Source organism: Umezawaea sp. NPDC059074 (assembly GCF_042738955.1).
GTDB lineage: Bacteria > Actinomycetota > Actinomycetes > Mycobacteriales > Pseudonocardiaceae > Umezawaea.
On the sequence record NZ_JBHYHC010000063.1, the window covers coordinates 22200 to 44780 of the forward strand.

The 22581-nt window shown below is 69.8% G+C and carries 22 protein-coding genes; 10 read left to right on the top strand and 12 right to left on the bottom strand.

The window, feature by feature from the left end; translation table 11 throughout:
- The first annotated feature begins 306 nt into the window (after positions 1-306).
- From rpmH to ACFWW9_RS26435, 8 genes are all read left to right on the top strand, one after another.
- Positions 307-450 carry a 50S ribosomal protein L34 gene (rpmH, locus tag ACFWW9_RS26400; protein WP_106184999.1) on the top strand — a complete coding sequence of 48 codons (144 nt, stop codon included), beginning with the start codon at positions 307-309 and terminating at the stop codon, positions 448-450.
- Positions 451-463: 13 nt separating this feature from the next.
- Positions 464-838 (top strand): ribonuclease P protein component, encoded by a 375-nt coding sequence (gene rnpA / locus ACFWW9_RS26405; RefSeq protein WP_390383343.1) that lies wholly within the window; start codon positions 464-466, stop codon positions 836-838.
- Positions 835-1116 (top strand): membrane protein insertion efficiency factor YidD, encoded by a 282-nt coding sequence (yidD, locus tag ACFWW9_RS26410; protein WP_390383346.1) that lies wholly within the window; start codon positions 835-837, stop codon positions 1114-1116. Before rnpA ends, yidD begins: the two co-directional genes overlap by 4 nt.
- Before the next feature lie 4 nt (positions 1117-1120).
- Positions 1121-2176 carry a membrane protein insertase YidC gene (gene yidC, locus ACFWW9_RS26415; RefSeq protein WP_390383349.1) on the top strand — a complete coding sequence of 352 codons (1056 nt, stop codon included), beginning with the start codon at positions 1121-1123 and terminating at the stop codon, positions 2174-2176.
- Between the two features lie 29 nt (positions 2177-2205).
- Complete coding sequence (locus tag ACFWW9_RS26420; protein WP_390383352.1) at positions 2206-2754, top strand: protein jag; 549 nt, start codon at positions 2206-2208, stop codon at positions 2752-2754.
- Positions 2755-4071: 1317 nt separating this feature from the next.
- Positions 4072-4740 (top strand): 16S rRNA (guanine(527)-N(7))-methyltransferase RsmG, encoded by a 669-nt coding sequence (gene rsmG, locus ACFWW9_RS26425; protein WP_390383355.1) that lies wholly within the window; start codon positions 4072-4074, stop codon positions 4738-4740.
- A gap of 143 nt (positions 4741-4883) precedes the next feature.
- Entirely contained in the window at positions 4884-5756 is an 873-nt protein-coding gene (locus ACFWW9_RS26430; RefSeq protein WP_259629058.1) for a ParA family protein, read from the top strand.
- Complete coding sequence (locus ACFWW9_RS26435) at positions 5753-6733, top strand: ParB/RepB/Spo0J family partition protein (protein WP_390383358.1); 981 nt, start codon at positions 5753-5755, stop codon at positions 6731-6733. The genes ACFWW9_RS26430 and ACFWW9_RS26435 overlap by 4 nt, the downstream gene beginning before the upstream one ends.
- Before the next feature lie 76 nt (positions 6734-6809).
- Here the strand turns inward: ACFWW9_RS26435 and ACFWW9_RS26440 are convergent, their stop codons facing one another.
- Positions 6810-7757 carry a D-alanine--D-alanine ligase gene (locus ACFWW9_RS26440; protein WP_390383361.1) on the bottom strand — a complete coding sequence of 316 codons (948 nt, stop codon included), beginning with the start codon at positions 7755-7757 and terminating at the stop codon, positions 6810-6812.
- 85 nt (positions 7758-7842) lie between these two features.
- Positions 7843-9159 (bottom strand): PLP-dependent aminotransferase family protein, encoded by a 1317-nt coding sequence (locus tag ACFWW9_RS26445; RefSeq protein ID WP_390383364.1) that lies wholly within the window; start codon positions 9157-9159, stop codon positions 7843-7845.
- Positions 9160-9324: 165 nt separating this feature from the next.
- Here ACFWW9_RS26445 and ACFWW9_RS26450 point away from each other — a divergent pair, with 165 nt between their 5' ends.
- Positions 9325-9969, top strand: a complete 645-nt coding sequence (locus tag ACFWW9_RS26450) for a GNAT family N-acetyltransferase (RefSeq protein WP_390383367.1) — start codon at positions 9325-9327, stop codon at positions 9967-9969.
- On the opposite strand, the gene ACFWW9_RS26455 is transcribed toward ACFWW9_RS26450, so the two are convergent.
- From ACFWW9_RS26455 to ACFWW9_RS26500, 10 genes are all read right to left on the bottom strand, one after another.
- A complete protein-coding gene (locus ACFWW9_RS26455; RefSeq protein ID WP_390383370.1) occupies positions 9966-10349 on the bottom strand; it encodes a hypothetical protein in 384 nt (127 codons plus the stop codon). The two genes, ACFWW9_RS26450 and ACFWW9_RS26455, sit on opposite strands and share 4 nt — an antisense overlap.
- A 121-nt stretch (positions 10350-10470) precedes the next feature.
- Entirely contained in the window at positions 10471-11604 is a 1134-nt protein-coding gene (locus ACFWW9_RS26460; RefSeq protein ID WP_390383373.1) for an N-acetylmuramoyl-L-alanine amidase, read from the bottom strand.
- A gap of 203 nt (positions 11605-11807) precedes the next feature.
- Positions 11808-12137: a thioredoxin gene (gene trxA / locus ACFWW9_RS26465; protein WP_390383376.1), complete on the bottom strand. Its 330-nt coding sequence runs from the start codon at positions 12135-12137 to the stop codon at positions 11808-11810.
- Positions 12138-12182: 45 nt separating this feature from the next.
- On the bottom strand, positions 12183-13178 hold the full coding sequence (trxB, locus tag ACFWW9_RS26470) for a thioredoxin-disulfide reductase (protein WP_390383379.1): 996 nt from the start codon (positions 13176-13178) through the stop codon (positions 12183-12185).
- Positions 13179-13307: 129 nt separating this feature from the next.
- Positions 13308-14093 carry a hypothetical protein gene (locus tag ACFWW9_RS26475; protein WP_390383382.1) on the bottom strand — a complete coding sequence of 262 codons (786 nt, stop codon included), beginning with the start codon at positions 14091-14093 and terminating at the stop codon, positions 13308-13310.
- A complete protein-coding gene (gene sigM / locus ACFWW9_RS26480; protein ID WP_390383385.1) occupies positions 14090-14707 on the bottom strand; it encodes an RNA polymerase sigma factor SigM in 618 nt (205 codons plus the stop codon). Before sigM ends, ACFWW9_RS26475 begins: the two co-directional genes overlap by 4 nt.
- 211 nt (positions 14708-14918) lie before the next feature.
- Positions 14919-16466 carry a protein kinase family protein gene (locus tag ACFWW9_RS26485; protein ID WP_390383388.1) on the bottom strand — a complete coding sequence of 516 codons (1548 nt, stop codon included), beginning with the start codon at positions 16464-16466 and terminating at the stop codon, positions 14919-14921.
- An 83-nt stretch (positions 16467-16549) separates the two neighbouring features.
- Positions 16550-18169 (bottom strand): murein biosynthesis integral membrane protein MurJ, encoded by a 1620-nt coding sequence (gene murJ, locus ACFWW9_RS26490; protein WP_390383391.1) that lies wholly within the window; start codon positions 18167-18169, stop codon positions 16550-16552.
- Between the two features lie 14 nt (positions 18170-18183).
- Positions 18184-20460 carry a DUF6049 family protein gene (locus tag ACFWW9_RS26495; protein ID WP_390383393.1) on the bottom strand — a complete coding sequence of 759 codons (2277 nt, stop codon included), beginning with the start codon at positions 20458-20460 and terminating at the stop codon, positions 18184-18186.
- Positions 20457-20996 carry an NUDIX hydrolase gene (locus ACFWW9_RS26500; RefSeq protein WP_390383395.1) on the bottom strand — a complete coding sequence of 180 codons (540 nt, stop codon included), beginning with the start codon at positions 20994-20996 and terminating at the stop codon, positions 20457-20459. The genes ACFWW9_RS26495 and ACFWW9_RS26500 overlap by 4 nt, the downstream gene beginning before the upstream one ends.
- 92 nt (positions 20997-21088) lie before the next feature.
- Here ACFWW9_RS26500 and ACFWW9_RS26505 point away from each other — a divergent pair, with 92 nt between their 5' ends.
- Entirely contained in the window at positions 21089-22549 is a 1461-nt protein-coding gene (locus ACFWW9_RS26505) for a CCA tRNA nucleotidyltransferase (protein WP_390383397.1), read from the top strand.
- Positions 22550-22581: the final 32 nt, after the last annotated feature.

The following is a 22581-nucleotide window of genomic DNA, read 5'->3' on the forward strand; positions in this document are numbered from 1 at the left end:
CGACATCCAGGTGCGCCTCGAAATCCGCGGAGCGTGCACGTTAACAAGCCTCGCGCTCTCCCACAAGGCGGTGTGACGGGCAAGCACCGGGCGTCCACGGCACGTCGCCCGGCGTGTCCGGGGCCACCCCGATTTGAGAACAGCACCCCGGCCTGCGTACCCTCGGAGAAGTCTCCCGCGAGCGACGGGTGCCATTGGCGCGCTCTTGCCGCGACCGTCCAGCCCAGGTGCCGGACGGCGCCGGATTGTAGATCGGCTGGGGACACCCACAGACCTGCTTGGTAGTCAGCACCGGGAGATCCAGCCGTGAGCAAGGGTAAGCGCACCTTCCAGCCCAACAACCGCCGCCGCGCCAAGACGCACGGCTTCCGGCTGCGCATGCGCACCCGCGCCGGCCGGGCCATCCTCGCAGCGCGGCGCACCAAGGGCCGCGACCGCCTGTCCGCCTGATAACAGCAGCGCCGTGCTCCCCGCGGCCGCCCGGCTGACCCGCAGCCAGGACTTCGGCCTGGTGGTTCGCCGAGGCCGCCGTGCAGGACGGCCCCGGCTGGTCGTGCACGCCCTGGTGCCGTCGTCAGGGCTGCAGACGTCTACTGAATCCTCGGCGCGGCCCACCTTGGACATGTCCAAGGTGGGCTTCGTCGTGAGCAAAGCCGTGGGCAACTCGGTGGTCCGCCACCGGGTCAGCCGCAAGCTGCGCCACGTCGTCCGCGACCGGTTGGCGCGGCTGCCCGACGGCACCTCGCTCGTCGTGCGCGCGCTGCCCGCCTCGGCCGAGGCGACCAGCGCGGAGCTCGCGGCCGACTTCGACGCCGCGCTGCGCAGGCTGTTGCGATGACCACCACGCAGTCGAGTCCACTGGCGCGGGTGCTCATCCTGCCGGTGCGGTTCTACCAGCGGTTCATCTCGCCGTACCTGCCACCGAGCTGTCGCTTCTACCCGAGTTGCAGTGCCTACGCGGTAGAGGCGTTGACCGTCCACGGTGCGCTGCGCGGCTCCTGGCTGACCCTTCGCCGGCTGGCCCGCTGCGGACCCTGGCACCCTGGAGGCCTGGACCCCGTTCCACCGAGGAGACCTCGCCAGGAACAGGTCCCCGACACATCCGCCGAGGAGTAGCTCAGTGCTCAACTTCATCTACTACCCGGTGTCCTTCATCCTCTGGTGTTGGCACTGGGTTTTCGGCCACGTCTTCGGCGAGTCCAGCGGCATCGCGTGGGCGCTGTCGGTGATCTTCCTGGTCTTCACCCTCCGGGCACTGCTCTTCAAGCCGTTCGTCGGCCAGGTGCGCTCCATGCGGAAGATGCAGGAGTTCGCGCCGGAACTGCAGAAGATCAAGAAGAAGTACGCGAACGACCGCCAGCGCCAGGCGGCCGAGATGCAGAAGCTGCAGTCCGAGCACGGGGTCAACCCGCTCGGCGGCTGCCTGCCGATGCTCGTGCAGATCCCGGTGTTCATCGGTCTGTTCCACGTGCTGCGCTCGTTCAAGCCCGGCTGGGGCGAGGTGTACTTCTTCGACGCCAAGGGCGTCGAGTCCTTCGTCCAGGCCAAGCTGTTCGGCGCGAACCTGTCGACGTTCATCACGATGCCCGCCGAGCAGCTCGCGCAGTTCAGCACGCAGCGCTCGTCGGTCATCATCGTGGCGATCCCGTTGATGATCATCGCCAGCATCGCGACGCACTTCACCGCGCGCCACTCGGTGGCCCGGCAGACGCAGGCGGCCACGGACAACCCGCAGACCGCGATCATGAACAAGCTGACCCTCTACATCTTCCCGCTGGGTGTGCTCGTCGGTGGTCTGTTCTTCCCGATCGCGATCCTCATGTACTGGCTGAGCAACAACGGCTGGACGCTCGCGCAGCAGCACTTCGTGTACCGGCGCATCGACCGCGACGAAGAGGCGAAGAAGACCGAGGCCATCGCCCAGCGCAAGGACCTCGCCCCCAAGCCCGGCCAGAAGCCGACCGCCCCGCGTGTCGGCCAGAAGCCCGCACCCGGCGTCCGCGTCGGCAACGCCAAGGCCATGGGCACCGCGAAGGCCAAGCCCGCCTCGCCCGTCCAGGACACGCCGCCCAGCGCCGAGACCAACGGCAACGGCGCGTCGGCCAACACCGAGATCCCCGGCCTGATCACAGGCCGATCCCCTGGCAAGAAGCAGGGCAACAAGAAGCGTCGTTGACCGGGCGCTTGCCCTGGAGAGGAGACATCGTGTCGGAGACGTTGCAGGCCGCCGAAGTGGACGCGCCCGAGGAGGACGCTGCCGAAGCGGAGCCGAAGACGCGCGGCAGTTCGGAAGACCTGCTCGTCCAAGAAGGCGACATCGCGGGCGACTACCTGGAGCGCCTGCTCGACCTGCTCGACTACGACGGCGACATCGACCTGGACGTCGAAGCCGGCCGTGCCATCGTCAGCATCGACGGTGGGGAGGACCTGGAGAAGCTCGTCGGCACCCGCGGCACCGTGCTCGAGTCGCTCCAGGAATTGACGAGGCTCGCGGTCCAGCAGGAGACCGGCGTCCGCAGCAGGCTCATGCTCGACGTGGCGGGCTGGCGAGCGGGCCGCCGTGCGGAACTGGCCGACCTCGGCCGCACCACCGCGGAGAAGGTCCTCGCATCGGGCGAACGCATCCGCCTCCACCCGATGACCCCGTTCGAGCGCAAGGTCGTCCACGACGCGGTAGCCGCCGTCGCGGGCGTCCACAGCGAAAGCGAAGGCGAGGAGCCCCAGCGCCGAGTGGTGATCCTGCCCCAGGCCTGACCCTCACCCCAGAACGGCCCGCTCCCCTCGTGGGGGCGGGCCGTTTCTGTTTCACGTGGAACATCGCTCTGCTCGGGACCACCGCACTGACACCACCTCCGCCAGCCTCCCCAGCGCACCGCTCTCCCGACACCGCCGCGCCTCGCACGCGCTGCCTCATTCGCTGGACCCAGACACCTGCTGACACCCGCAGCCCCGACACGAACTCCCGCCGCCCCCAGCCCCTCCCCCGGCTCGGCTGCGACGCGCACACCGACTGTCCCGCCTTCCGGTAGTCGCTGAGCCAGGGACACGGCACCCGCCAGCGCTCCGGTCCCGGACCGCGGTCCTCCGCTGCCGCATCCACAGCTAGCCCTGACACCGGATGCACGCCACTCCACACCGACCCTCTCGCCCACATCACGATCACGGCCGCCTACCCGCCTCCCCGACGCCGGCTCCCGGCCACTTGCTTCCGGTACCGCCCCACTCGCCCACTGCCGCCCCGGCTTGCTCGCCGCCGCTGCCTCTCGCCCACCACCCGCCCACCACCAGATGCCACTCGCCCGCGGCCGCGCTCGCCTGCCGCCGCTCCGCCGCGGCCCACTCGCCTGCCGCCGCCAGCTGTCACTCGCCCGCCGCTGCCTCTCTTCCACTCGCTGCCACTTGCTCGCTGTCACCTGCCGCCGCCCGTCGAAGCCGCCCGCCGCCAGTCATCACCCATCCGACGCGGCTGCCACTCGCCCGCAACCGCCACCTGCTCGCCGCGCTGTTCTCCGCGCTGTTCGCTGCCGCCGCCACCCGCTTGCTTGCCGTCCGCCCGCTGTGGTCGCCGCTTGCTGTCGCCGCCGCTCGCTCATCGTGCGTCTGCCCGCGAGTTGTCGGTGGCTTCCGGAGTCGGCCCGGATCAGGGTTCCTCGGTAGGCCGCTCCGGCTGCTTGCGTTTCACGTGAAACGTGGGTGACTCGGCGGAGCGGTGTTTCACGTGAAACGGATCCAGTCCCGCTGTTCGTCTGTCTCCGGCACCTCGACCCCGCGTACGTCGGAGATCAGTCGCCAGGCTTCGCCGGGTGGGTGGGCCATCGTGCTGAGGCGGCCGGGGAAGGGGTGGGTGAGGGGGAACGTGGATGGGTTCTGCATGATTTGTCCCTCGTTTCACGTGAAACGGGACCGATCTTGTCACCCGGCTTGGCGTGTCGGTGGGTCTATCCGTCATCATGGACGGCGGCAGTTTTCGCGGATTCTGCGGACGCCCCTTTACCTACCCATCCACCCGGTCGCCTTCGTGTGCCGCGTGGTTTCACGTGAAACGTCACGGATGGAGACATGGTCGGAGACATGGAAGACCGCGCGAAGCGAGTCTTCGGCGACCACCTGGACCGCGCGATCGCGTTCGCTCAACTGCTGGCCGACCACGGGGTCGAGCGCGGGTTGATCGGACCTCGTGAGGTCGAGCGCCTGTGGGAACGTCATCTGCTCAACTCCGCGGTGATCGCGGAGATTCTTCCTCAGAATTGTCGGGTGGTGGACGTAGGCTCTGGCGCAGGCCTGCCGGGCATCCCGCTGGCGATCGCCCGACCTGATCTGAACCTGACCCTGCTGGAGCCGATGGCCCGTCGGGTGGCTTGGCTGGATGAGGTCGTGGAGACGCTGGGGTTGTCGTCTGTGACGGTGGTCCGCGGTCGAGCAGAGGAGGCGTCCGTGCGCGAGAAGCTGTCCGACGTCGATGTCGTGACGGCGCGCGCGGTGGCTCCGCTGGAGCGGTTGGCGCGGTGGTGCCTGCCCCTCCTGAAGCCCGGCGGCCAACTGGTGGCTCTCAAGGGCGAGAGCGCGTTGGAGGAGATGGAGCGCGACGCCGAGGCGGTGCGCCGTGCCGGGGGTTCCCGGCAGCGCGTCGTGTCGTGCGGTGCGGATGTACTCGAAGTGCCGACCACGGTTGTGCTCGTGGAACGTTCCGAGCCGAGTGGTCGTCGTGACGGAGCACGTCGACGAAGGAAGGATCGGTGAGCGTGTATCCGGATCCGGTACCCCGACCCGGCAACCCGGCTCTCCAGCCGTTGTTCCAGACGGCTGATGTTCCACGTGAAACAGAGCGCCCGAGCGAACGTCCCCCGAACAACTCGCACACTGCAACGGCAGGAGACAGCGCCGTGTGGACACCGATCGCCGAAGAGGCCGCCCGCGCAACCCGCGTGCTGCACCCCGACAACCTCAAACTCCCCCGCCCCACACGTCGCCGCATCCTGACCGTCGCCAACCAGAAGGGCGGCGTCGGCAAGACGACGAGCACGGTCAACCTCGCCGCCGGTCTGGCGATCGCGGGGCTCAAGGTGCTCGTGATCGACCTCGACCCGCAGGGCAACGCGAGCACCGCGCTGGCCATCGAGCACCGGTCCGGCACCCCCTCCGTGTACGAGGTGCTGATCGGGGAGATCTCGGTCGCCGAGGCCGCTCAGGTCAGCAACCAGTCCCCCAACCTCTACTGCGTGCCCGCCACGATCGACCTCGCGGGCGCCGAGATCGAGCTCGTCTCGATGGTGGCGCGCGAGTCGCGGCTCAAGGAGGCGCTCAGCTCCGAGGCGCTCGCCGAGATCGACCCGGACTACGTCTTCATCGACTGCCCGCCGTCGCTCGGTCTGCTGACCGTCAACGCGATGGTCGCCGCGCAGGAGGTGCTGATCCCGATCCAGTGCGAGTACTACGCGCTGGAGGGGCTCGGGCAGTTGCTGCGGAACATCGAGCTGGTGCAGGCGCACCTGAACCCGACGCTCAACGTCTCCACGATCCTGCTCACGATGTACGACGGCCGGACCAAGCTGGCCGACCAGGTGACCAGCGAGGTGCGCGGCCACTTCGGCGACACGGTTCTCCGCACGGTGATCCCGCGCAGCGTGAAGGTGTCCGAGGCACCAGGATTCGCACAAACGGTGCTGACCTACGATCCGGGCTCACGGGGCGCGATGAGCTACCTGGACGCAGCACGCGAGATCGCCGAGTTCGGCGCGAGGATGGGGTTGGCATGACGGAGCAGCGCAGGGGTGGACTTGGCCGAGGGCTGGCCGCCTTGATCCCGAGCGGCCCGCCTCCGGGTTCGACCCCGGTTCGCCCGCCGACCGCGAACGGGAACGGGTCCGCCCCTGCGCGCTCCGACTCGGTGGAGATCGGCGGTGAGGTCGCGGGCGCGGTGTACCGGGAGCTCCCGGTCAACTCGATCCGCACGAACCCGAAGCAGCCGCGGCACGTCTTCGACGAGGAAGCGCTCAACGAGCTCGAGCACTCGATCCGCGAGTTCGGGCTCATGCAGCCGATCGTCGTGCGCGAGTTGGGGAACGACAACTACGAACTGGTCATGGGTGAGCGCCGCTGGCGGGCCACCCAGCAGGCCGGGTTGAAGACGATCCCGGCGATCGTGCGGCACACGCACGACGACGTGATGCTCCGCGACGCCCTGTTGGAGAACATCCACCGGGTGCAGTTGAACCCGCTGGAGGAGGCGGCGGCGTACCAGCAGCTGCTCCAGGAGTTCGGTGTCACGCACGAGGAGCTGGCCGACAAGATCGGTCGCAGCCGCCCGGTCGTGACGAACACGATCCGGTTGTTGAAGCTCCCCCTCCCCGTGCAGCGGCGGGTCGCGGCGGGGATCCTCTCGGCGGGTCACGCGCGCGCGTTGCTCAGCTTGGACGACGCGGACGCCCAGGAGGACCTGGCGAAGAAGATCGTCGCGGAGGGCATGTCGGTCCGCGCGACGGAAGAAGCGGTGACGCTCGCGAAGAGCGCCGAGCCCGCCAAGGCGAAGGTGGTCCGCAAGAAGGCGATCCACGCGCCGGGTCTCCAGGACTTGGCCGAGCGCCTCTCGGACAACTTCGACACCCGCGTGAAGGTCGAGCTCGGTCAGCGAAAAGGCCGAATCGTCGTCGAATTCGGGTCCGTTGACGATCTTGAACGGATCATCCAGCTGATGGCGCCGGAAGCGACAAATCGGACATCGTTGGAGGCCTAGGGAACCCCACCAGGCCGCTTTGTCACGGTGACGATTGCCCTCCGCATCCGAATGGACACGGAGGGCAATCGAATGTTTAACGTGAAACAGCGCGTTCGATGAGCCCCGCGTAGATCTCCCCGAGCGACTCCCCGGCCGCTTCGAGCGCCATCGGCAGCAGCGAGGTCTCGGTCAGGCCGGGCGACACGTTCACTTCGAGGAACTGGACCGTCCCGTCGGGCGCCACGATCGCGTCCGTCCGCGACACGTCGCGGAGACCGAGCAGCCGGTGCGCGGCGACGGCCAACTCCCCCACCGACTTGGCCGCGGCGGCGTCGAGCCGGGCGGGCGCGTGGAAGTCGGTGAGCCCGGCGGTGTACCGCGACGTGTAGTCGTAGATGCCGCCGCCCTCCGGCTCGATCTCCACGGCGGGCAGCGCGTACGGGCCGTCGGGTCCGTCGATCACCGCGACGGCGACCTCGATCCCCTCGACGAACCGCTCGGCCAACACGGTCTCCCCGTACGCCAGGCATCCGACCATCGCGGTCGGCAGCTCCGACGCGTCCCGGACGACCTGAGCGCCCAGCGCGGACCCGCCCTGGTCCGGCTTGAGCATCAGCGGCAGCCCGAGGCTCTCGACCATCGCGTCGAGCACCGGCTGCGCGCCGAGTTCGCGGAACGTCGCGTGCGGCAGCACGACCCACTCCGGCGTCGACAGACCGGCCCGCGCCAGCTCCGCCTTCGCGAGCGGCTTGTCCCACGCCCGTCGGCACGCCCGCGAGTCCGTGCCGACGTACGGCACGCCGGACATCTCCAGGATCGTCTGCACCGACCCGTTCTCGCCCTCGCCGCCGTGCAGCGCGACGACGACGGCGTCCGGCCGGTGGTCCTTCAACCGCGCCAGGAGGCCGCGGTCGGTGTCCCACTCCTCCACGGTCACGCCGACCGAGCGCAGCGCGGCCGACAGGCGGCGGCCGGACCGCAGCGACACCTCGCGCTCGTGCGACAGCCCACCGGCGAGTACCGCTACCCAGCGTTCCGACACGACTTCTCTCCCCAACATCGACGGTGAAAACGGAGAAGCCACCCACCCACGGGTGTGGGTGGGTGGCCCCCAAGGTGGAAAAGGATCAGGCGGTGTCGGGCGACGGGTTCTGCGGCCCGGACAGCTCGCGGCTGGTGGTCGGCCCGAACGTGGCGTGCAGCTGGGCCTCGTCCTCCAGGACGTTCGCCAGCCGCCGCACGCCCTCGCGGATGCGCTCCGGCGTCGGGTAGCAGTAGGAGATCCGGAGCTGCCTGCTGCCGAGCTTGTCCGCGTAGAACCCGGTGCCCGACGCGTACGCCACCCGCTGGGTGATCGCCCGCGGCAGCATCGCCTTGGTGTCGATGCCCTCCGGCACGGTCAGCCACACGTAGAACCCGCCGTCCGGCCGGTTCCACGAGCACCCGGCGGGCATGTGCTGCTCCAGCGCCGAGATCGCCGCGTCGCGCCGTTCCCGGTACGCCTCGCGGTAGATCTTGATCTGGCCCTTCCAGTCGTGCGTCGACAGGTAGCGCGACACGATCATCTGGTTGAGCGTCGGCGGGCACAGCGTGGCCGACTCGGCGGCCAGGACCAGCTTCTCGCGCACGGCGTGCGGCGCGAGCACCCAGCCGACCCGGAGGCCAGGGGCGAACGTCTTGGAGAACGACCCGAGGTACACGACGTTGTCCGGGTCGGTCGACCGCAGCGCCGGGTACGTCTGGCCGTCGAACCCGAGCAGGCCGTACGGGTTGTCCTCGACCACGAGGACGCCCGCCTGGCGGCAGATCTCCAGGACCTCGGCGCGGCGGGCGATGGACAGCGTCACGCCGGCGGGGTTGTGGAAGTTCGGGATCGTGTACAGGAACTTGACCCGGCGGCCGGACCGCTCGACGGCCGCGAGGGCCTCGCGGAGCGCCTGCGGGACGAGCCCGTCCGCGTCCATGGCCACGTGCACGACCTGCGCCTGGTAGGCGGCGAACGAGCCGAGCGCGCCCACGTACGACGGCCCCTCGGCCAGCACGACGTCACCGGGGTCGACGAAGATCCGGGTGACCATGTCCAGGCCCATCTGGGAGCCGACCGTCACCACGACGTCGTCCGGGTGCCCGTGGATGCCCTCGAGGGCCATCACGTCGCAGATCTGCTCGCGCAGCTCGGGCGTGCCGTTCGCGGACGCGTACTGGAGCGCCGCCAGGCCGTCGGTGGCGATCAGCTCGCCGACCTCGCGCGCCAGGCCCTCCAGCGGCAGTGCCGCGAGGTGCGGCATCCCACCCGCGAGGGACACCACCTCCGGCCGGCTCGCCACCGCGAACAGCGCCCGGATCTCCGATGCCGTCATCCCCGCTGTGCGCGCCGCGTAGCGCCGCAGATGGGGGTCGAGGCTTCGGTTGCCCTGCTTGGCGGGCTGTCCGGGAGTGGTCACGGTGGACTCCTGCGGTCGCGCTGGGAGTGATTATTACCGGCGGGTTGGTACCGGCCGAGTGTAACCGTCGTCCCGTTAGTGGCATCCGCCTTCCGACAGCCGTCACATCCGCCTATCCTCGGGGAGGTTCTTCTTCTTGATCCGGGCTTTTTTTGGAGGTACAGGGTGTCGCGACGCGTTGTGGGCGTCACTCTGGACAACCTGGAGCACCTCTCCAAGCACAGCCGGACGTGCGTGTTCTGGGAGTTGGCCCCCCACCTGAAGTCCCAGGCCGAGGAGTACGGCGACACCGAGTTCGAGAAGGAGGCCTGGGTTTCCAGCGTCCTGCTCGAGTGGGGGTCGTGCGGCCGGATCATCTACTGCGACGGCATCCCGGCCGGGTCGGCGTTCTACGCCCCGCCCGCCGCCGTGCCGCGGTCGCTCGCCTTCCCGACGTCACCGGTCAGCGCGGACGCCGTGCTGATGACCTCGCTGGAGGTGCTGCCGGAGTTCCGCGGCGGCGGCCTCGGCCGTGTCCTCGTGCAGTCGGTGGCCAAGGACCTGACCAAGCGCGGCGTGAAGGCCATCGAGGCCTTCGGCGACGCCCAGCCGGACGAGGACCAGCCCGGCTGCGTCATCCCGGCGAACTTCCTCCTCGGCGTCGGCTTCAAGACCGTCCGCCCCCACCACCGCTGGCCCCGCCTCAGGCTCGAGCTGCGGACCGCGTTGGGCTGGAAGGAAGACGTCGAGGCGGCGCTGGAGCGCCTGCTGAACACCGTCACGGTGTCGACGGCCGAACCGAGCTTCCGCCCCGCGTCCGCGAAGATCTAGGCCTTCCCGCCGGTGTGGCGGCGGACGTAGGCGTCCACTAGCGCCTGCTTCTGCTCGGTCGTGGCGCGTTCGAGTTCGATGGTGTCGCCGTCGATGGTCACGGAGATCTTGTGCCGCGCCGACTGGCGGCCCAGCCAGCCGCGCAGAGTGTCGATGAGCGCGGTGAACACGCCCCCGGACGCGCTCAGCGCCACGACCACCGCGCCCAGGGTCACGACGTCGGCGCCCTTCGCCCCGTCGGGCGCGGTGCCGCCCTCGTCCAGCCTGGCCGACTCGACGTCCAGCTCGGCGATCTCGGTTCGCAGCCTGCGGGTCAGCCGGTCCGCGTCCTCCGGATGCACGTCGGCGTCGAACTCCACGACCAGTCGCAGATCCAGCACGCCCGCTCCCCCGTCCACGCCGATGGGTCCCTGCTTGGGAGTCGCGGACGGCCGCTCGGCGTTACGGGAAAAGCAGTGATCCCCGTGGTGAGAACGCCACGGGGATCACGTGCTGTGGAAGTCAGAACTTGGAGAGTTCGCGCTTCATCAGGTCGTCCATGGTGAACGTCCCGGTGGGCTGGTCGTCCTTGCCCAGCAGGTACAGGCGTTTCACCGCGACCAGGATGCCCTCCGCCACGACGTCGCGGAACGCGGGATCGGCCAGCCTGCGGCGGTCCTGCTCGTTGGTCAGGTAGCCGACCTCGACGCGGACGGCCGTGCACCGGGTCATCCGCAGCACGTCCCACGACTTGGGGTGGGTGCCGCAGTCCGGCATGCCCGTCCTGGCCGTGATCTCGCGCTGGATGAAGCCCGCGAGGGCCTCGCCGACCGTGGAACTGGTGCCGTTGCCGGTGCCGTAGTGGAAGCTCGCCACACCCGAGGCCCTCGGTGAGGAGTTGCCGTCGGTGTGCAGGGACAGGATGAGGTCCGCGCCCGCCTCGTTGGCGAACTTGGCCCTGGCGGCCTCGTCCGGGCAGTTGTCGGGGCCGCGCGTGAGCAGCGCCTCCATGCCGGTCGCGGCCATCTTGCCCTCGAGCCTGCGGGCCAGGTCCAGCATCAGCCTGGCCTCGTTCAGGTGCTCGACCACCACACCCAGGTCATCGCCACCGTGACCCGGATCGATGATGATGCGCTTGCCGGACAGCCTCGGACCGGCCTTGCGGACCCGCTCCTGCTCGCGCAGGAACACCGGACGGCCACCGCGGACCTTCGGCTGCAACTGGCGGAGCGCGCGGACCGTGTTCGGGCCGCACATACCGTCGATGGTCAAGCCGTAGTCGCGTTGGAAGCTGCGCAGCGCCTGCTCGGTCTGCTGCCCGAACTCGCCGTTGGCGCGGCCCGCGTCGTAGCCCATCTCCAGCAACCGCTCCTGGAGGGCGAAGACGTCGTCACCGGTCACCGGCTGGGCGATCAGGTACGCCAACGGCCGGTCGCCGAGGCGGAAGGTGGCGTCGCGCAGCGCCCGGTAGGTGGCCGGGCCGACGATGCCGTCTGTGATGAGGCCCCGCTGCTGCTGGAAGGCACGCACGGCGTGCTCGACGGAGAGGTCGAACACCGGTGATGCCTGCGGATCCGACAGCAGACCGATCTTGGTCAGTGTGGACCTGATGTCGGCAACGTCCGGCCCGACATCCCCGCGGCGGAGTAGCAGCATGCACCCCTCGCTCGACTAGGGCGCCGACCGAGGTCGACGCTGACGTGAAGCCCCTATTGTGCCCTGCCGCGCCAGTAGCTCCACGCAGGGCTACTGAGTGTGGCCGCGCGACCACCAAGCCGTGAAGGGGTTCCTCCGAACGGACGTGGCTCGTCCGTATTATCGAATGACGGACGAGCCACGTTAGGCGTTGCAACGATATTTCAGGAAAGAACCTCGGAGAGGTCGTTCAGCAGCGCCGCCTTGGGCTTCGCGCCGACGATCTGCTTCACCGGCTTGCCGCCCTGGAACAGGATCAGCGTGGGCACCGACATGATCTGGTAGTCACGGGCGATGCCGGGGTTCGCGTCGATGTCCAGCTTCGCGACGGTGATCTTCTCGGCGTGCTCGGCCGCGATCTCCTCGAGCACCGGGGCGACCATCTTGCACGGGCCGCACCAGGTCGCCCAGAAGTCGACCAGGACCGGCTTCTCGCTGGTCAGGACGTCGTCGGCGAAGCTCTTGTCGGTCACGACCACAGTGTTGCCGGCCATCTGGCTACTCCCTAACTCAGGTCGAACGTCGTACGTGGATGTGGATCAGCTGGTGGTGACGGCCTGCGCGGCGTACCCGCCGCCGACCTGCTCCGCCGCCGAGGCGGCGTGCGCCTCGCCCTGCTCGGCGAGCCAGCGCTCGGCGTCGATCGCGGCCGCGCACCCGGAGCCGGAAGCCGTGATGGCCTGGCGGTAGGTGTGGTCGACGAGGTCGCCCGCGGCGAACACGCCGTCGAGCTTCGTGTAGGTGGACGGAGCCTTGACCCGCACGTACCCGGCGTCGTCCACGTCGACCTGGCCGCGGACCAGCGCGCTGCGCGGGTCGTGGCCGATCGCCATGAAGACACCCGTGAACGGCAGCTCCGAGGTTTCGCCCGTGATCGTGGAGGCGACCTTGACGCCGCTGACGGTGCCCTCGCCCAGCACTTCGAGGACCTCGGTGTTCAGCAGCCACTTGATCTTCTCGTTGGCGCGGGCGCGCTCCAGCATGATCCGCGAGGCGCGGAACTCCTCACGCCGGTGGATGATCGTCACGGACTTGGCGAACTTCGTCAGGAACGTCGCCTCCTCCATGGCCGAGTCGCCACCGCCGACGACCGCGATGTCGTGGTCGCGGAAGAAGAACCCGTCGCACGTCGCGCACGCCGACACCCCGCGCCCGAGCATCTCCTGCTCGCCCGGCACGTTGAGGTAGCGGGCGGCCGCGCCCATCGCCAGCACGACGGCCTTCGCCGCGTACCGGACGCCGTTCGCGGTCACGTACTTCACGTCACCGGTCAGCTCGACGGCGTCGACGTCCTCGGAGCGCAGCTCCGCGCCGAAGCGCTTCGCCTGCTCCCGCATCTGCTCCATGAGCTCGGGGCCCATGATGCCGTCGCGGAAACCGGGGTAGTTCTCGACCTCGGTCGTGGTCATCAGGGCGCCGCCGTACTGGCTGCCCTCGAACACGAGCGGTTCGAGCTGAGCCCGTGCCGCGTACACCGCGGCGGTGTACCCGGCGGGCCCGGATCCCACGATGATCAGGTTCCGAACGTCCGACACCCTCGACCTCCGATACGTCGCGACGGGCCGGGAATGAGTCCCGGCCGCGCACTCAGCTGTAACGCGATCGTAGGCGTCCGGAATTCCGGGCCCACGCAGTGAGGTTCGCTACGTGGGCGGCGGTCGGTTCTACGGCGACGCCACGGTGTCGGCCAGTACGCCGTTCGGGTTGTCCGGGCCGCACGTGTCCGGGTCGAGCACCACGATCCGGAACCCGCCCACCCGGCCTGACGGCAGGATCGCCATCACGGCGGACTGGTCGTCGAGCTGGATCGGGCTCACGCCGAGCGGCTTCGACGCCTGGATGTTGCCGCCCTTGAGGCACCCGTCGAGCGTCTCCTGGTTGTCCAGCGGCCCGTAGTTCTGCATCTTCAGCACGTCGCCGATGATCGGGCCGAAGTTCTGGCCCTTCACCGTCAGTCCGGGCTTCTCGTCCGACGGCGCCTGGGTGGCGGCCGGCGCTTGAGTGCTCCGGGACTGGGTGGGCTGCGGGAACGCCGACTGCGCGCCCTCGGTGTGGTTGCTCATGTTCGGGATCACCACCGCGAACACGCCCACGGCCGCCGCGGCGGCCACGAGCACGCTCGCACCCCACCCGACGCGCTGGTACTTCCGCCGCCGGGCGCTGTTCAGGCTGACGACCGGTGCGGGCACCCCCTGCGCCTCGGCGGCCAGCGCCGCGTCGATCCGCAGCGCCACGTCCCGCGGCATCGGGATCGGCGGCAGCGCCGACAGGTCGGCGAGGGTGGCGTCCAGCGCCTCCAGGACCGCACGCGCGTCCGGGTCCGCTTCCACGCGCGGGCGGAGCAGTGCGTCCGTCTCGGCGTCGAGCACACCGGCGTGCAGGTCGGCCAGCAGATCCACGGACCACGGCGGATCGATAGGCGTCCCCTGACGCCCCTCACTGCCGCTCATCGTGCCTCCCGCTGACGTTGCTGTTGCACATTCACACCGTCAACTGGGACGTTCGCATCTGCACTTCGGTTCCGGAGGTGTCCGAGGCTTTTCGCCAGCTTGGCCCGACCGCGGGCGCACCTGCTCTTCACCGTGCCTTCGGCGATGCCCAGCATCTGGGCCGTTTCCGCCACCGAGTACCCCTCGACGTCGACCAGCACGATGGGCGCGCGCTGCTCCTCGGGCAACTCCGCGAGGGCCGCGGCGACCACGAGCCTGGTCTCCCGCTCGGCCATGTGGTCGCGCGGGGCCACGGGCTCGCCGGGGCCCGCCTCTGGTAACGGCACGGTGGGTTTGGTCTGCCGTCGTCTCATCCGGTCGAGGCAGGCGTTGACGACGATGCGGTGGAGCCACGTCGTCACCTGCGACTCGGCCCGGAACGACCCCGCCGCCCGGAAGGCCGAGATGAACGCCTCCTGGAGGGCGTCGGCGGCTTCCTCCGGGTCCCGCAGCGTCCGCAACGCGACCGCCCACAGGCGATCCCGGTGCCGTCTGACGATCTCCGGGAAGGCGTGCGGGTCACCTGCGGCGTGCGCCGAGATGAGCTCTGCGTCCGAACTGGCTGCGGCCGTCACCCGGGTAGGGTATCCAGCCCCCCACCACTGATCACCAGGGTGTTCCTACTCAGCTTCCCGGCCGCCAACCGCGCGAGGCCGCGTCGGTGGGTCGAGTCACCATTTTTTCGAGTTGGGCGGTGACGAAGTCTCTGCTCAACTCGAAAAAATCGAGGCTCGACGTGCCGACTCCCAGGCGGCCGAGCCGCCGTCTGCGGAGCAGCGGCCAATGTCACTGCGCGCGTGTGTAGACGAGTTCGCCTATCTCCGTCTGGTTGTCCTTGCCGCTGCCGGCCAGCTTGGTGATCCAGAGCAGGACGTGGGCGCTCGCCTCGTAGTCCGGGAGCTGGATCTGGGTCTGGCCTGCCGAAAGGGTCGCCGTGGCGATGACCTTGGTCTCCTCGATCGGCGCGTCGTCCGAGGCGGCGACGCGGATCTCGACGATCGTGCCCGCGCTCTTGGACGTGACCGTGAGCGAGGCGAGCTTCACCGGCTCGGCGAACGACGCCATCAGGCCGATGCCCGGCTTGAGCGTCGGGAACGGCTGGAAGTAGTTGTCGGTGTTCCAGGCGGTGTCGGGGTTGCTGTCGACGGCCCGGTTGGCGCGGTTGGCGTTGTCCGGGTTGTTGGTGACGTCGTAGACGCCGACCGAGCCCGGCTGGATCGGACCGGCGGGCACGGGGGCCGTCGGGGTCTCGCTCGCGCCGGGGGACGCGGACTGGCCGATCACCACGGTCGGGCCGCCGCCCTTGGACGGGTCGTCGCTGAAGAAGCTGACGATCTGGATGCCGAGCCACGCGATGACCGAGAGCGTCGCGATGGCCAGCACGGCGACGGCGATCAGCAGCTTGCGCCGGTGACCACGGCCGCTGGCGGGCTTCTGGGTCGTCCACACCGCGCCGCCGTCGTCGTCCTCGTCGCCGGTGACCGGCTCGATGAGCGCGGTCGCGGCCTCCTCGTCGGCGATCTGGTCCAGCACCTGGAGGATCGCCGCGGACGTGCGGATGCCGCCGACGCTGGTGTCCTCCAGGCTGCGGACCGCGACCGACGACAGCTCGTGCGGCACGTAGGGCTGCAACGCCTTGGGCGCGACGACCGCGCCGTCCGGCCCGGTCGGGGCCACGGGCACGCCCGCGGGACCGCCCGGCAGCGCCCACCGGCCGGTGAGCAGCAGGTACAGGATCGCGCCGAGGCCCTTGACGTCGTCGCGGGCGATGGCCTCCGGGCGGGCGCCGGGGAACGCGAGCCGCAACCGGCCGTCCGGGGTGACCCGGATGCGCTGGGGGTGGTCCGCACCGAGCACGAGGCCCGCGTGGTGCGCGCCCTCGATGGCCGCGCCCAGCGGTTCGAGCAGCTTGGTCGCCGCGCCCGCGGGCAGCGGGCCCTCGGTGATCAGGTCCAGCAGGTCGGTGCCCTGGGTCCACTCGGCCACGACGACGCCGAGCACGCCCTCCTCCATGCGCAGCCCGCTGCCGGGCGTGAGCACGTCGATCACCCTGGACACGCCGGGGTGGGTGAAGCTCGACGCGTGCATCGCGCGTTCGGTGGTGCGCCTGGCCCGACCGGCGGCCTGCATGTCGCTGAGGTCGCCGACCAGGATCGTCAGCGCCACGTCGCGGTTGAGCTGCCCGTCCCTGGCGCGCCAGAGCTGCGCGGCGCCCCGGTCGTCGGATCCGGACTGGGCGAGCAGCCGGTAGCGGCCGTCACCTATCACCCCGCCGGGTACCAGCGAGGCGTTGTTGGCACCGGGGTTGTTCCCCAGCTTCGGCCCGCTACTCAAGCGACCTTCCCCTGTCCGATCCCCCCAAGGCGATTCCCTCAAGTCTGCGACCGAGGGTACGGGACCGAGCTAGTCCTCCGTGGTCATCGACGCCGCACCAGACGGATGATCTTGTCGACCGCCGGCTTCATCTCGGGTACCCGGAACAGCGCGAGCAAACCAAAACTGAGCGGCAGTCCGATCACGGTCTGGCAGATGAGCTCCACCCACGAGTTGACCCGCACCGACTCGAACCCGAAGAGCTTCACCAGCAGCATCGACAGGCCGAACGCGACCGCGCAGCCGATCGCCGACGCCACCACGGTCAGGCACACCGTCCACAGGGTGTAGCCGGTCCGGAGCCTGCCGAGGCGGATCCGCAGCCACACCTGGCCGACGATCGCGCCGACGACGAAGCTCAGCGACATCGCGATGGACACGCCCACCGCGAGCTTGTCCGGCGGGGAGATCGCCAGGAACGCGTAGAGCAGGCCGATCCGGAACACGACGATGATCGCCTGGATCACCGTGGGCGTCCTGGCGTCCTTCATCGCGTAGAAGACCCGCAGTTGCAGGAGCGTGATCGCGTACGGCACGAGCCCGAACGCGGACAGCGCCAGCGCCATGCCGATCCTGGTGCCGCCCTCGATGCCCGACGCGCCGAACGAGAACACGCCGAGCCCGATCGCGAGGCCCGCGACGGTGAGCATCGCGCTGAACGGCATCAGCAGGATCGTGGACATCCGGTTGCCGAACGACAGGTCGCCGACGAGGCCGTCGATGTCCTTCGCCGCCGCGGCCCGGCTCATCTTCGGCATCAGCGCGGTCAGCAGCGAGACGCCCAGCACGCCGTACGGCATCTGGGAGACGAGCCACTGGTAGTTGTAGGCGACCAGCGCGCCCTCGCCGTTGAGCGCGACCCGCGTGAGGATGAAGATGCTGAACAGGCCGAGGCCGACGTAGAGCAGCACCCAGAAGCCGAGCGTGCCGAAGTCGGCGAGCCGCTTGTCCCACCCCCAGCGCCACTTGAACACGAAGCCCGACCGCTTCATCGCGGGCACCATGACCAGGGCTTGCAGCACCACGCCGAGCATCGTGCCCAGGCCGAGGACCAGCAGCTTCGGGCTGCCCATCTCGACCGGGTCCAGCGAGATCTCGCCCGGCAGGATCCAGTAGATCGCCAGCGTGACGATGACGACGACGTTGTTGAGCACCGGGGCCCACGTCGGCAGGCCGAAGACGCCCTTGGTGTTCAGGATCGCGCCGATCAGCGCGGACATGCCGTAGAAGATGATGCCCGGCAGCACGAGGTAGGCGAACGCGGTCACGAGCGCCGGGTTGGCGTCCTTGGAACCGCTGGTGAGCGCCGACGTGAGCAGCGGGGCGCAGAGGACCGCGACGACCGTGCCCACGCCCAGCAGGACGGCCGACATCGTCACCAGCCACTGCCCGTACGACGCGCCGCCGTCCGGGTCCTCCTTCTCGGCCCGGACCAGCAGCGGGATCGCCACGCTGGTCAGCACGCCGCCCAGCAGCAGCTCGTTGATCATCGTCGGCAGCGTCGTGGCCGCCTGGTACGAGTCGTTGAGCACGCCCGAACCGATGATCACGATCAGCATCAGCTTGGACAGCAGGCCCGACGCCCGGCTCACGATGGTGGCGATCGCCATCGACCCGCTGGCCTTCGCGACCGACGGGGTGTTCGACACCGGTTCGATGACCACGGTGGCAGTGTCGCTCAACTCGTACTCGACTTCTCTGGTGTGACGCTGCTGGCGTCTTCGGGTACCTCGACCTTGGCGCGCGACGCCCTGATCCGCCGGTAGATCCTCCGGGCGGACAGGAGCACCAGCGCGGCCGCGGCCGTGGCGGTGATGACAATGGTGATGGTTCCGTAGGCGGAAGACGAGACCTCGAGCCTCACGGTATCGCCCAGCGCGACGCCCGTGGGCGTGGTGAGCTGGACGTTCACGCTGAACCGGCCGGACCTCAGCACCTCGACGGGCACCCGCACCAGGCGGTCGCCGCGCGCGGGCAGGACGAGGTCGGCCAGCTGGTTCGCCTTGATGCCCGGCTTGTCGTCCACGACGATCCGGACGTTGATCCGCACGTCGAGGCGGTTCTTGATGGTGACCGGGATCGGGCTGTCGCCGGAGCCGAGCAGGATCGGGCTGTTCGGCTCGATCACCGTCACCTGGCTCTGCAACGCGGTGATGCCGTCCTCGCCGATCGCGATCGACCCGCGGGCGGCGGCCTCGTTGCCGCGCCACGCGCTGGAGACGCCGCGCAGCAGTTCCAGCCGCAGCGGGTCGACCAGGTCGGCGGGCTTGGAGGACGTGCTGTCCTCCTGGCTCATCGACTCGAACATCGCCTGGAGCGTCGCCCACGAGGAGCCGACGGCGGCCGTCACGGGCGGCGGGACTTCCCGGCCACCCGCTTCGACGGGGTACGCGAGGCCGCCGACGGTCTCCGGCACGGTCGTCCCGGACACCAGGGTGTCCAGCCCGACCGGCGCCAGGAACCCGCCGCCGACCAGCGTCTTCACCGTCTCCAGGAACACCTGCATCTCGCCCACGGGCGCGTTCCACCGGCGCGGCGGGGCGACGACCACGTTCTGCCCGTTGCCCTGGAAGCCCGCTCGGAACGCCAGCGCGGCCAGCGCGTTCTGCACCGACACGGGCTTGGTCTCGGTCGGCGTGCTCACGCCGGTGAGGCCGCCGGAGCCGTCCGACCCGCCGTGCAGCGCGTCGGACACCATCGAGTCGATCCGCACCGCCGTGATCGGGGCCGCGTCGCCGGACTCCAGCCGCACGGGCTGCGTGCCCGGAGCGTTGGCGACACCGGACTGGTCGAGCACGACCGACCGCACGCCCTGAGCCGTGAGGTCCGCGAGCGTCTGCTGGTCGAGCATCCCGTCCTCTGGCCACACCACGCCGGGCAGCGCCTGGACGGACGGCAGCACGTCCTGCACGACCTCCGCGCCCTTGACGGCGAGCGCCTCCAGGTCGACGAGCTTGGCGCGGGCCAGCGCGACCAGGTCGGCGTCGGCGTACGGCACCGCGAGCACGCAGCGGCCCGCCGTCAGCCTGCGGATCTGGTCGAGCCAGAGCTTGGCCTCGTTCTTGCCGCGCCCCTCGCCCTTGTCCCGGACCTGGTAGCCCTCGCTCATCGCGTCCACGGTCCGCAGCAGGTCGGGGTCGACCGCCACGCACACCGAGGACGCGAGACCGCTGGTCACGGCGTAGTCGTAGGCCTTGAGGAGGCTGTGCAGCCTGCCGCCGAGGGACAGCGACTCCGCGAGGTCGTCGTCGGTGAGCACCGACTGGCCCTCGGGACCGGTGCTGACCAGCCGGGGGCGGTCCACCAGCGGCCACAGCACGGTGATCTTCGCCGGGTTGCCGGGAGCGCCGACGCCGTCGCCGCCGGGCACGGCCATGACCGGCAGCAGCGTGCTCAGCGCGGCCAACCGCGCCCGGCCGCCGTAGTCCGGCGTGCCGTTCACGTTGGCCAGGATCGGGTAGATGCCGGGCTGGGTGATCTGCAACGACGTGCGGTCGTCGCCGCTCAGCGGCACCGTCAGGTCGAACGACTGGGTCTGGCCGGGGTCGAGCGACTCGCTGATCGGTGTGAACTGCGGCTGGACCAGTTCGGACGGCACGGGCTCGCGCAACGCGCCCCGCACCTCGTCCTCGGTGGTCAACGGCTTGCCGCGTTCGAGCCGGAGGTCGATGTCGGTGATCTTGCGATCGGTGCTGACGTTCGTGATCTTGCCGGTCACCCGCACGGAGTTCGGCATCCCGGCCGTGATCGCGCGCGGTATGAGCTGGTCGACCTCCATGCGCAGCCACACCGGCGACGTGGAGCCGGGCTGCGACAGCTGTCGCGTCGCCCACACCTGGGTCGCCGGAGCGGGTTTGACGGGCAGTCGGCCGCCGTCGGTCGGGGCGGCCATGGCGGGAGACCCCGACAGGACCATCATCCCGGCCGCCGCGAGTGCGGACAGCAGCCTTTTCACGCCGACTCCACTCCGTCCGGGTTCAACAAACCCGGCGAAGGGGTTGGCTCGGCGAGCAGTTCGGCGGCTCGGCGGACCAGTCGGCGCTCGTCCGCGTAGGCGAGCTTGCCGTCCAATTCGCCAAGGGGCACCCACGCCACCTCGGTGACCTCCACGTCCTCATCGGAAAGCTCCCCGCCCAACGCTTCGAGAAGGAAGTGGTGAACGGTCTTGTGAACTCGGCGGTCCTCGGCGACGAACCAGTAATCGATCGCTCCGAGCGGCCGCAACACCCTGCTATGAATACCGGTCTCCTCGGCCACTTCCCGCACCGCGGTCTGCTCGGCCGTCTCACCAGCCTCGATGTGCCCCTTGGGCAGCGACCAGAGCAGACGACCACGCCGATCCAGACGACCGATCACCGCAGCATTCCGGTGGTCGGCGTCCAGCACCAGACCACCAGCCGAGGTTTCGTCGACAGTTTTGAGCCTGCGGCCCCGGCGTCTGTTCCGGCGCCCCGGCTTGGTACCGCCGGAACGACCGGACGACGGGGGCATGGTGCCGATGGTAGTGGCGGGGCCGCATTACCGGACGTTGCCCGGCAAATGCGGTGCGTGATCAACTCGGCGTGCCTATACCCTGGCTCCCCGTGCCCCGACCGCAGGTGAACGCCAACGCGCCCGACGTCCAGGACAATGCCGTGGTGGAACTCCTGCAAGTGCCCCCGGTCGTCGACGAGCTCGCGGCCCGGTTCGCCGCCGAAGGCCACCGCCTGTACCTCGTCGGCGGCAGCGTCCGCGACGCCGTGCTCGGCAGGCCGACCAACGACCTCGACTTCACCACCGACGCCAGGCCGCCCCAGGTTCAGGCGTTGCTCAAGGGGTGGGCGGACGCGATCTGGGACACCGGCATCGCCTTCGGCACCCTCGGCGCGACCAAGCGCGGCGAGACCGTGGAGATCACCACGTTCCGGGCGGACGCGTACGACGGCGTGACCCGGAACCCGTCGGTGACGTTCGGCGACAGCATCGACGGCGACCTCGTCCGGCGCGACTTCACGGTCAACGCGATGGCGTTCGAGGTGACCACCCGGACGTTCGTCGACCCGACCGGCGGGCTCGCGGCGCTGCGCGCGAAGGTGCTGGACACCCCCGCTCCGCCCGAGGAGTCGTTCGGCGACGACCCGCTGCGGATGCTGCGCGCCGCCCGGTTCGTGTCGCAGCTCGGGTTCACGCCCGCGCCGCGCGTGGTCGAGGCGATGACCGCGATGGCGGGTCAGCTCGCCCGGATCACCCCGGAACGCGTGCAGGTGGAGCTGTCCAAGCTGCTCTGCGGCGCGTTCCCGCGCCTCGGCCTGGAGCTGATGGTGCGGACCGGCCTGGCGGACCTCGTGGTGCCCGAGCTGACCGCGATGAAGCTGGAGATCGACGAGCACCACCAGCACAAGGACGTGTACGAGCACTCGCTGGTCGTGCTGGAGCAGGCGATCGACCTGGAGGACCCGGAGCTGTCGCCGGACCTCGTGCTGCGCTTGGCCGCGCTGCTGCACGACATCGGCAAGCCGGACACCCGGCGGTTCGAGGAGGGCGGCGGCGTCTCGTTCCACCACCACGAGGTGGTCGGCGCGAAGATGGTGCGCAAGCGGTTGCGGGCGTTGCGGTACTCGAAGGAGATCACCGAGGACGTCGCCCAGCTCGTGTACCTGCACCTGCGGTTCCACGGCTACGGCAAGGGCGAGTGGACCGACTCGGCGGTGCGCCGGTACGTGACGGACGCCGAGCACCTGCTGACCCGGCTGCACAAGCTCGTCCGCGCCGACTGCACCACGCGCAACAAGCGCAAGGCGGGCACGTTGCAGCGGACCTACGACGAGCTGGAGGCCCGGATCGCCCGCATCGCGGCCGACGAGGACCTCAAGCGCGTCCGGCCCGACCTGGACGGCAACGAGATCATGCGGCTGCTGGGCCTGCCGCCGGGTCCGCTGGTCGGCAAGGCGTGGAAGTTCCTGAAGGAGCTGAGGCTCGACCGCGGCCCGCTGGACCACGACGAGGCCATCGCCGAGCTGTACGCGTGGGCCCGGTCCGAGGGCGTCGAACCACCCACAAGCTGACGTTTTGTCACCCTTCGTGTTGACGTGGAATC

What these genes read in the sequence shown, in the direction of transcription:
- ACFWW9_RS26435 (WP_390383358.1), top strand. Translation starts at nt 5,753, where the DNA reads ATGACGGAGCAGCGCAGGGGTGGACTTGGCCGAGGGCTGGCCGCCTTG.
- trxA (WP_390383376.1), bottom strand. Translation starts at nt 12,137, where the DNA reads ATGGCCGGCAACACTGTGGTCGTGACCGACAAGAGCTTCGCCGACGAC.
- rsmG (WP_390383355.1), top strand. Translation starts at nt 4,072, where the DNA reads ATGGAAGACCGCGCGAAGCGAGTCTTCGGCGACCACCTGGACCGCGCG.
- ACFWW9_RS26500 (WP_390383395.1), bottom strand. Translation starts at nt 20,996, where the DNA reads ATGCCCCCGTCGTCCGGTCGTTCCGGCGGTACCAAGCCGGGGCGCCGG.
- ACFWW9_RS26475 (WP_390383382.1), bottom strand. Translation starts at nt 14,093, where the DNA reads ATGAGCGGCAGTGAGGGGCGTCAGGGGACGCCTATCGATCCGCCGTGG.
- ACFWW9_RS26460 (WP_390383373.1), bottom strand. Translation starts at nt 11,604, where the DNA reads ATGCTGCTACTCCGCCGCGGGGATGTCGGGCCGGACGTTGCCGACATC.
- yidD (WP_390383346.1), top strand. Translation starts at nt 835, where the DNA reads ATGACCACCACGCAGTCGAGTCCACTGGCGCGGGTGCTCATCCTGCCG.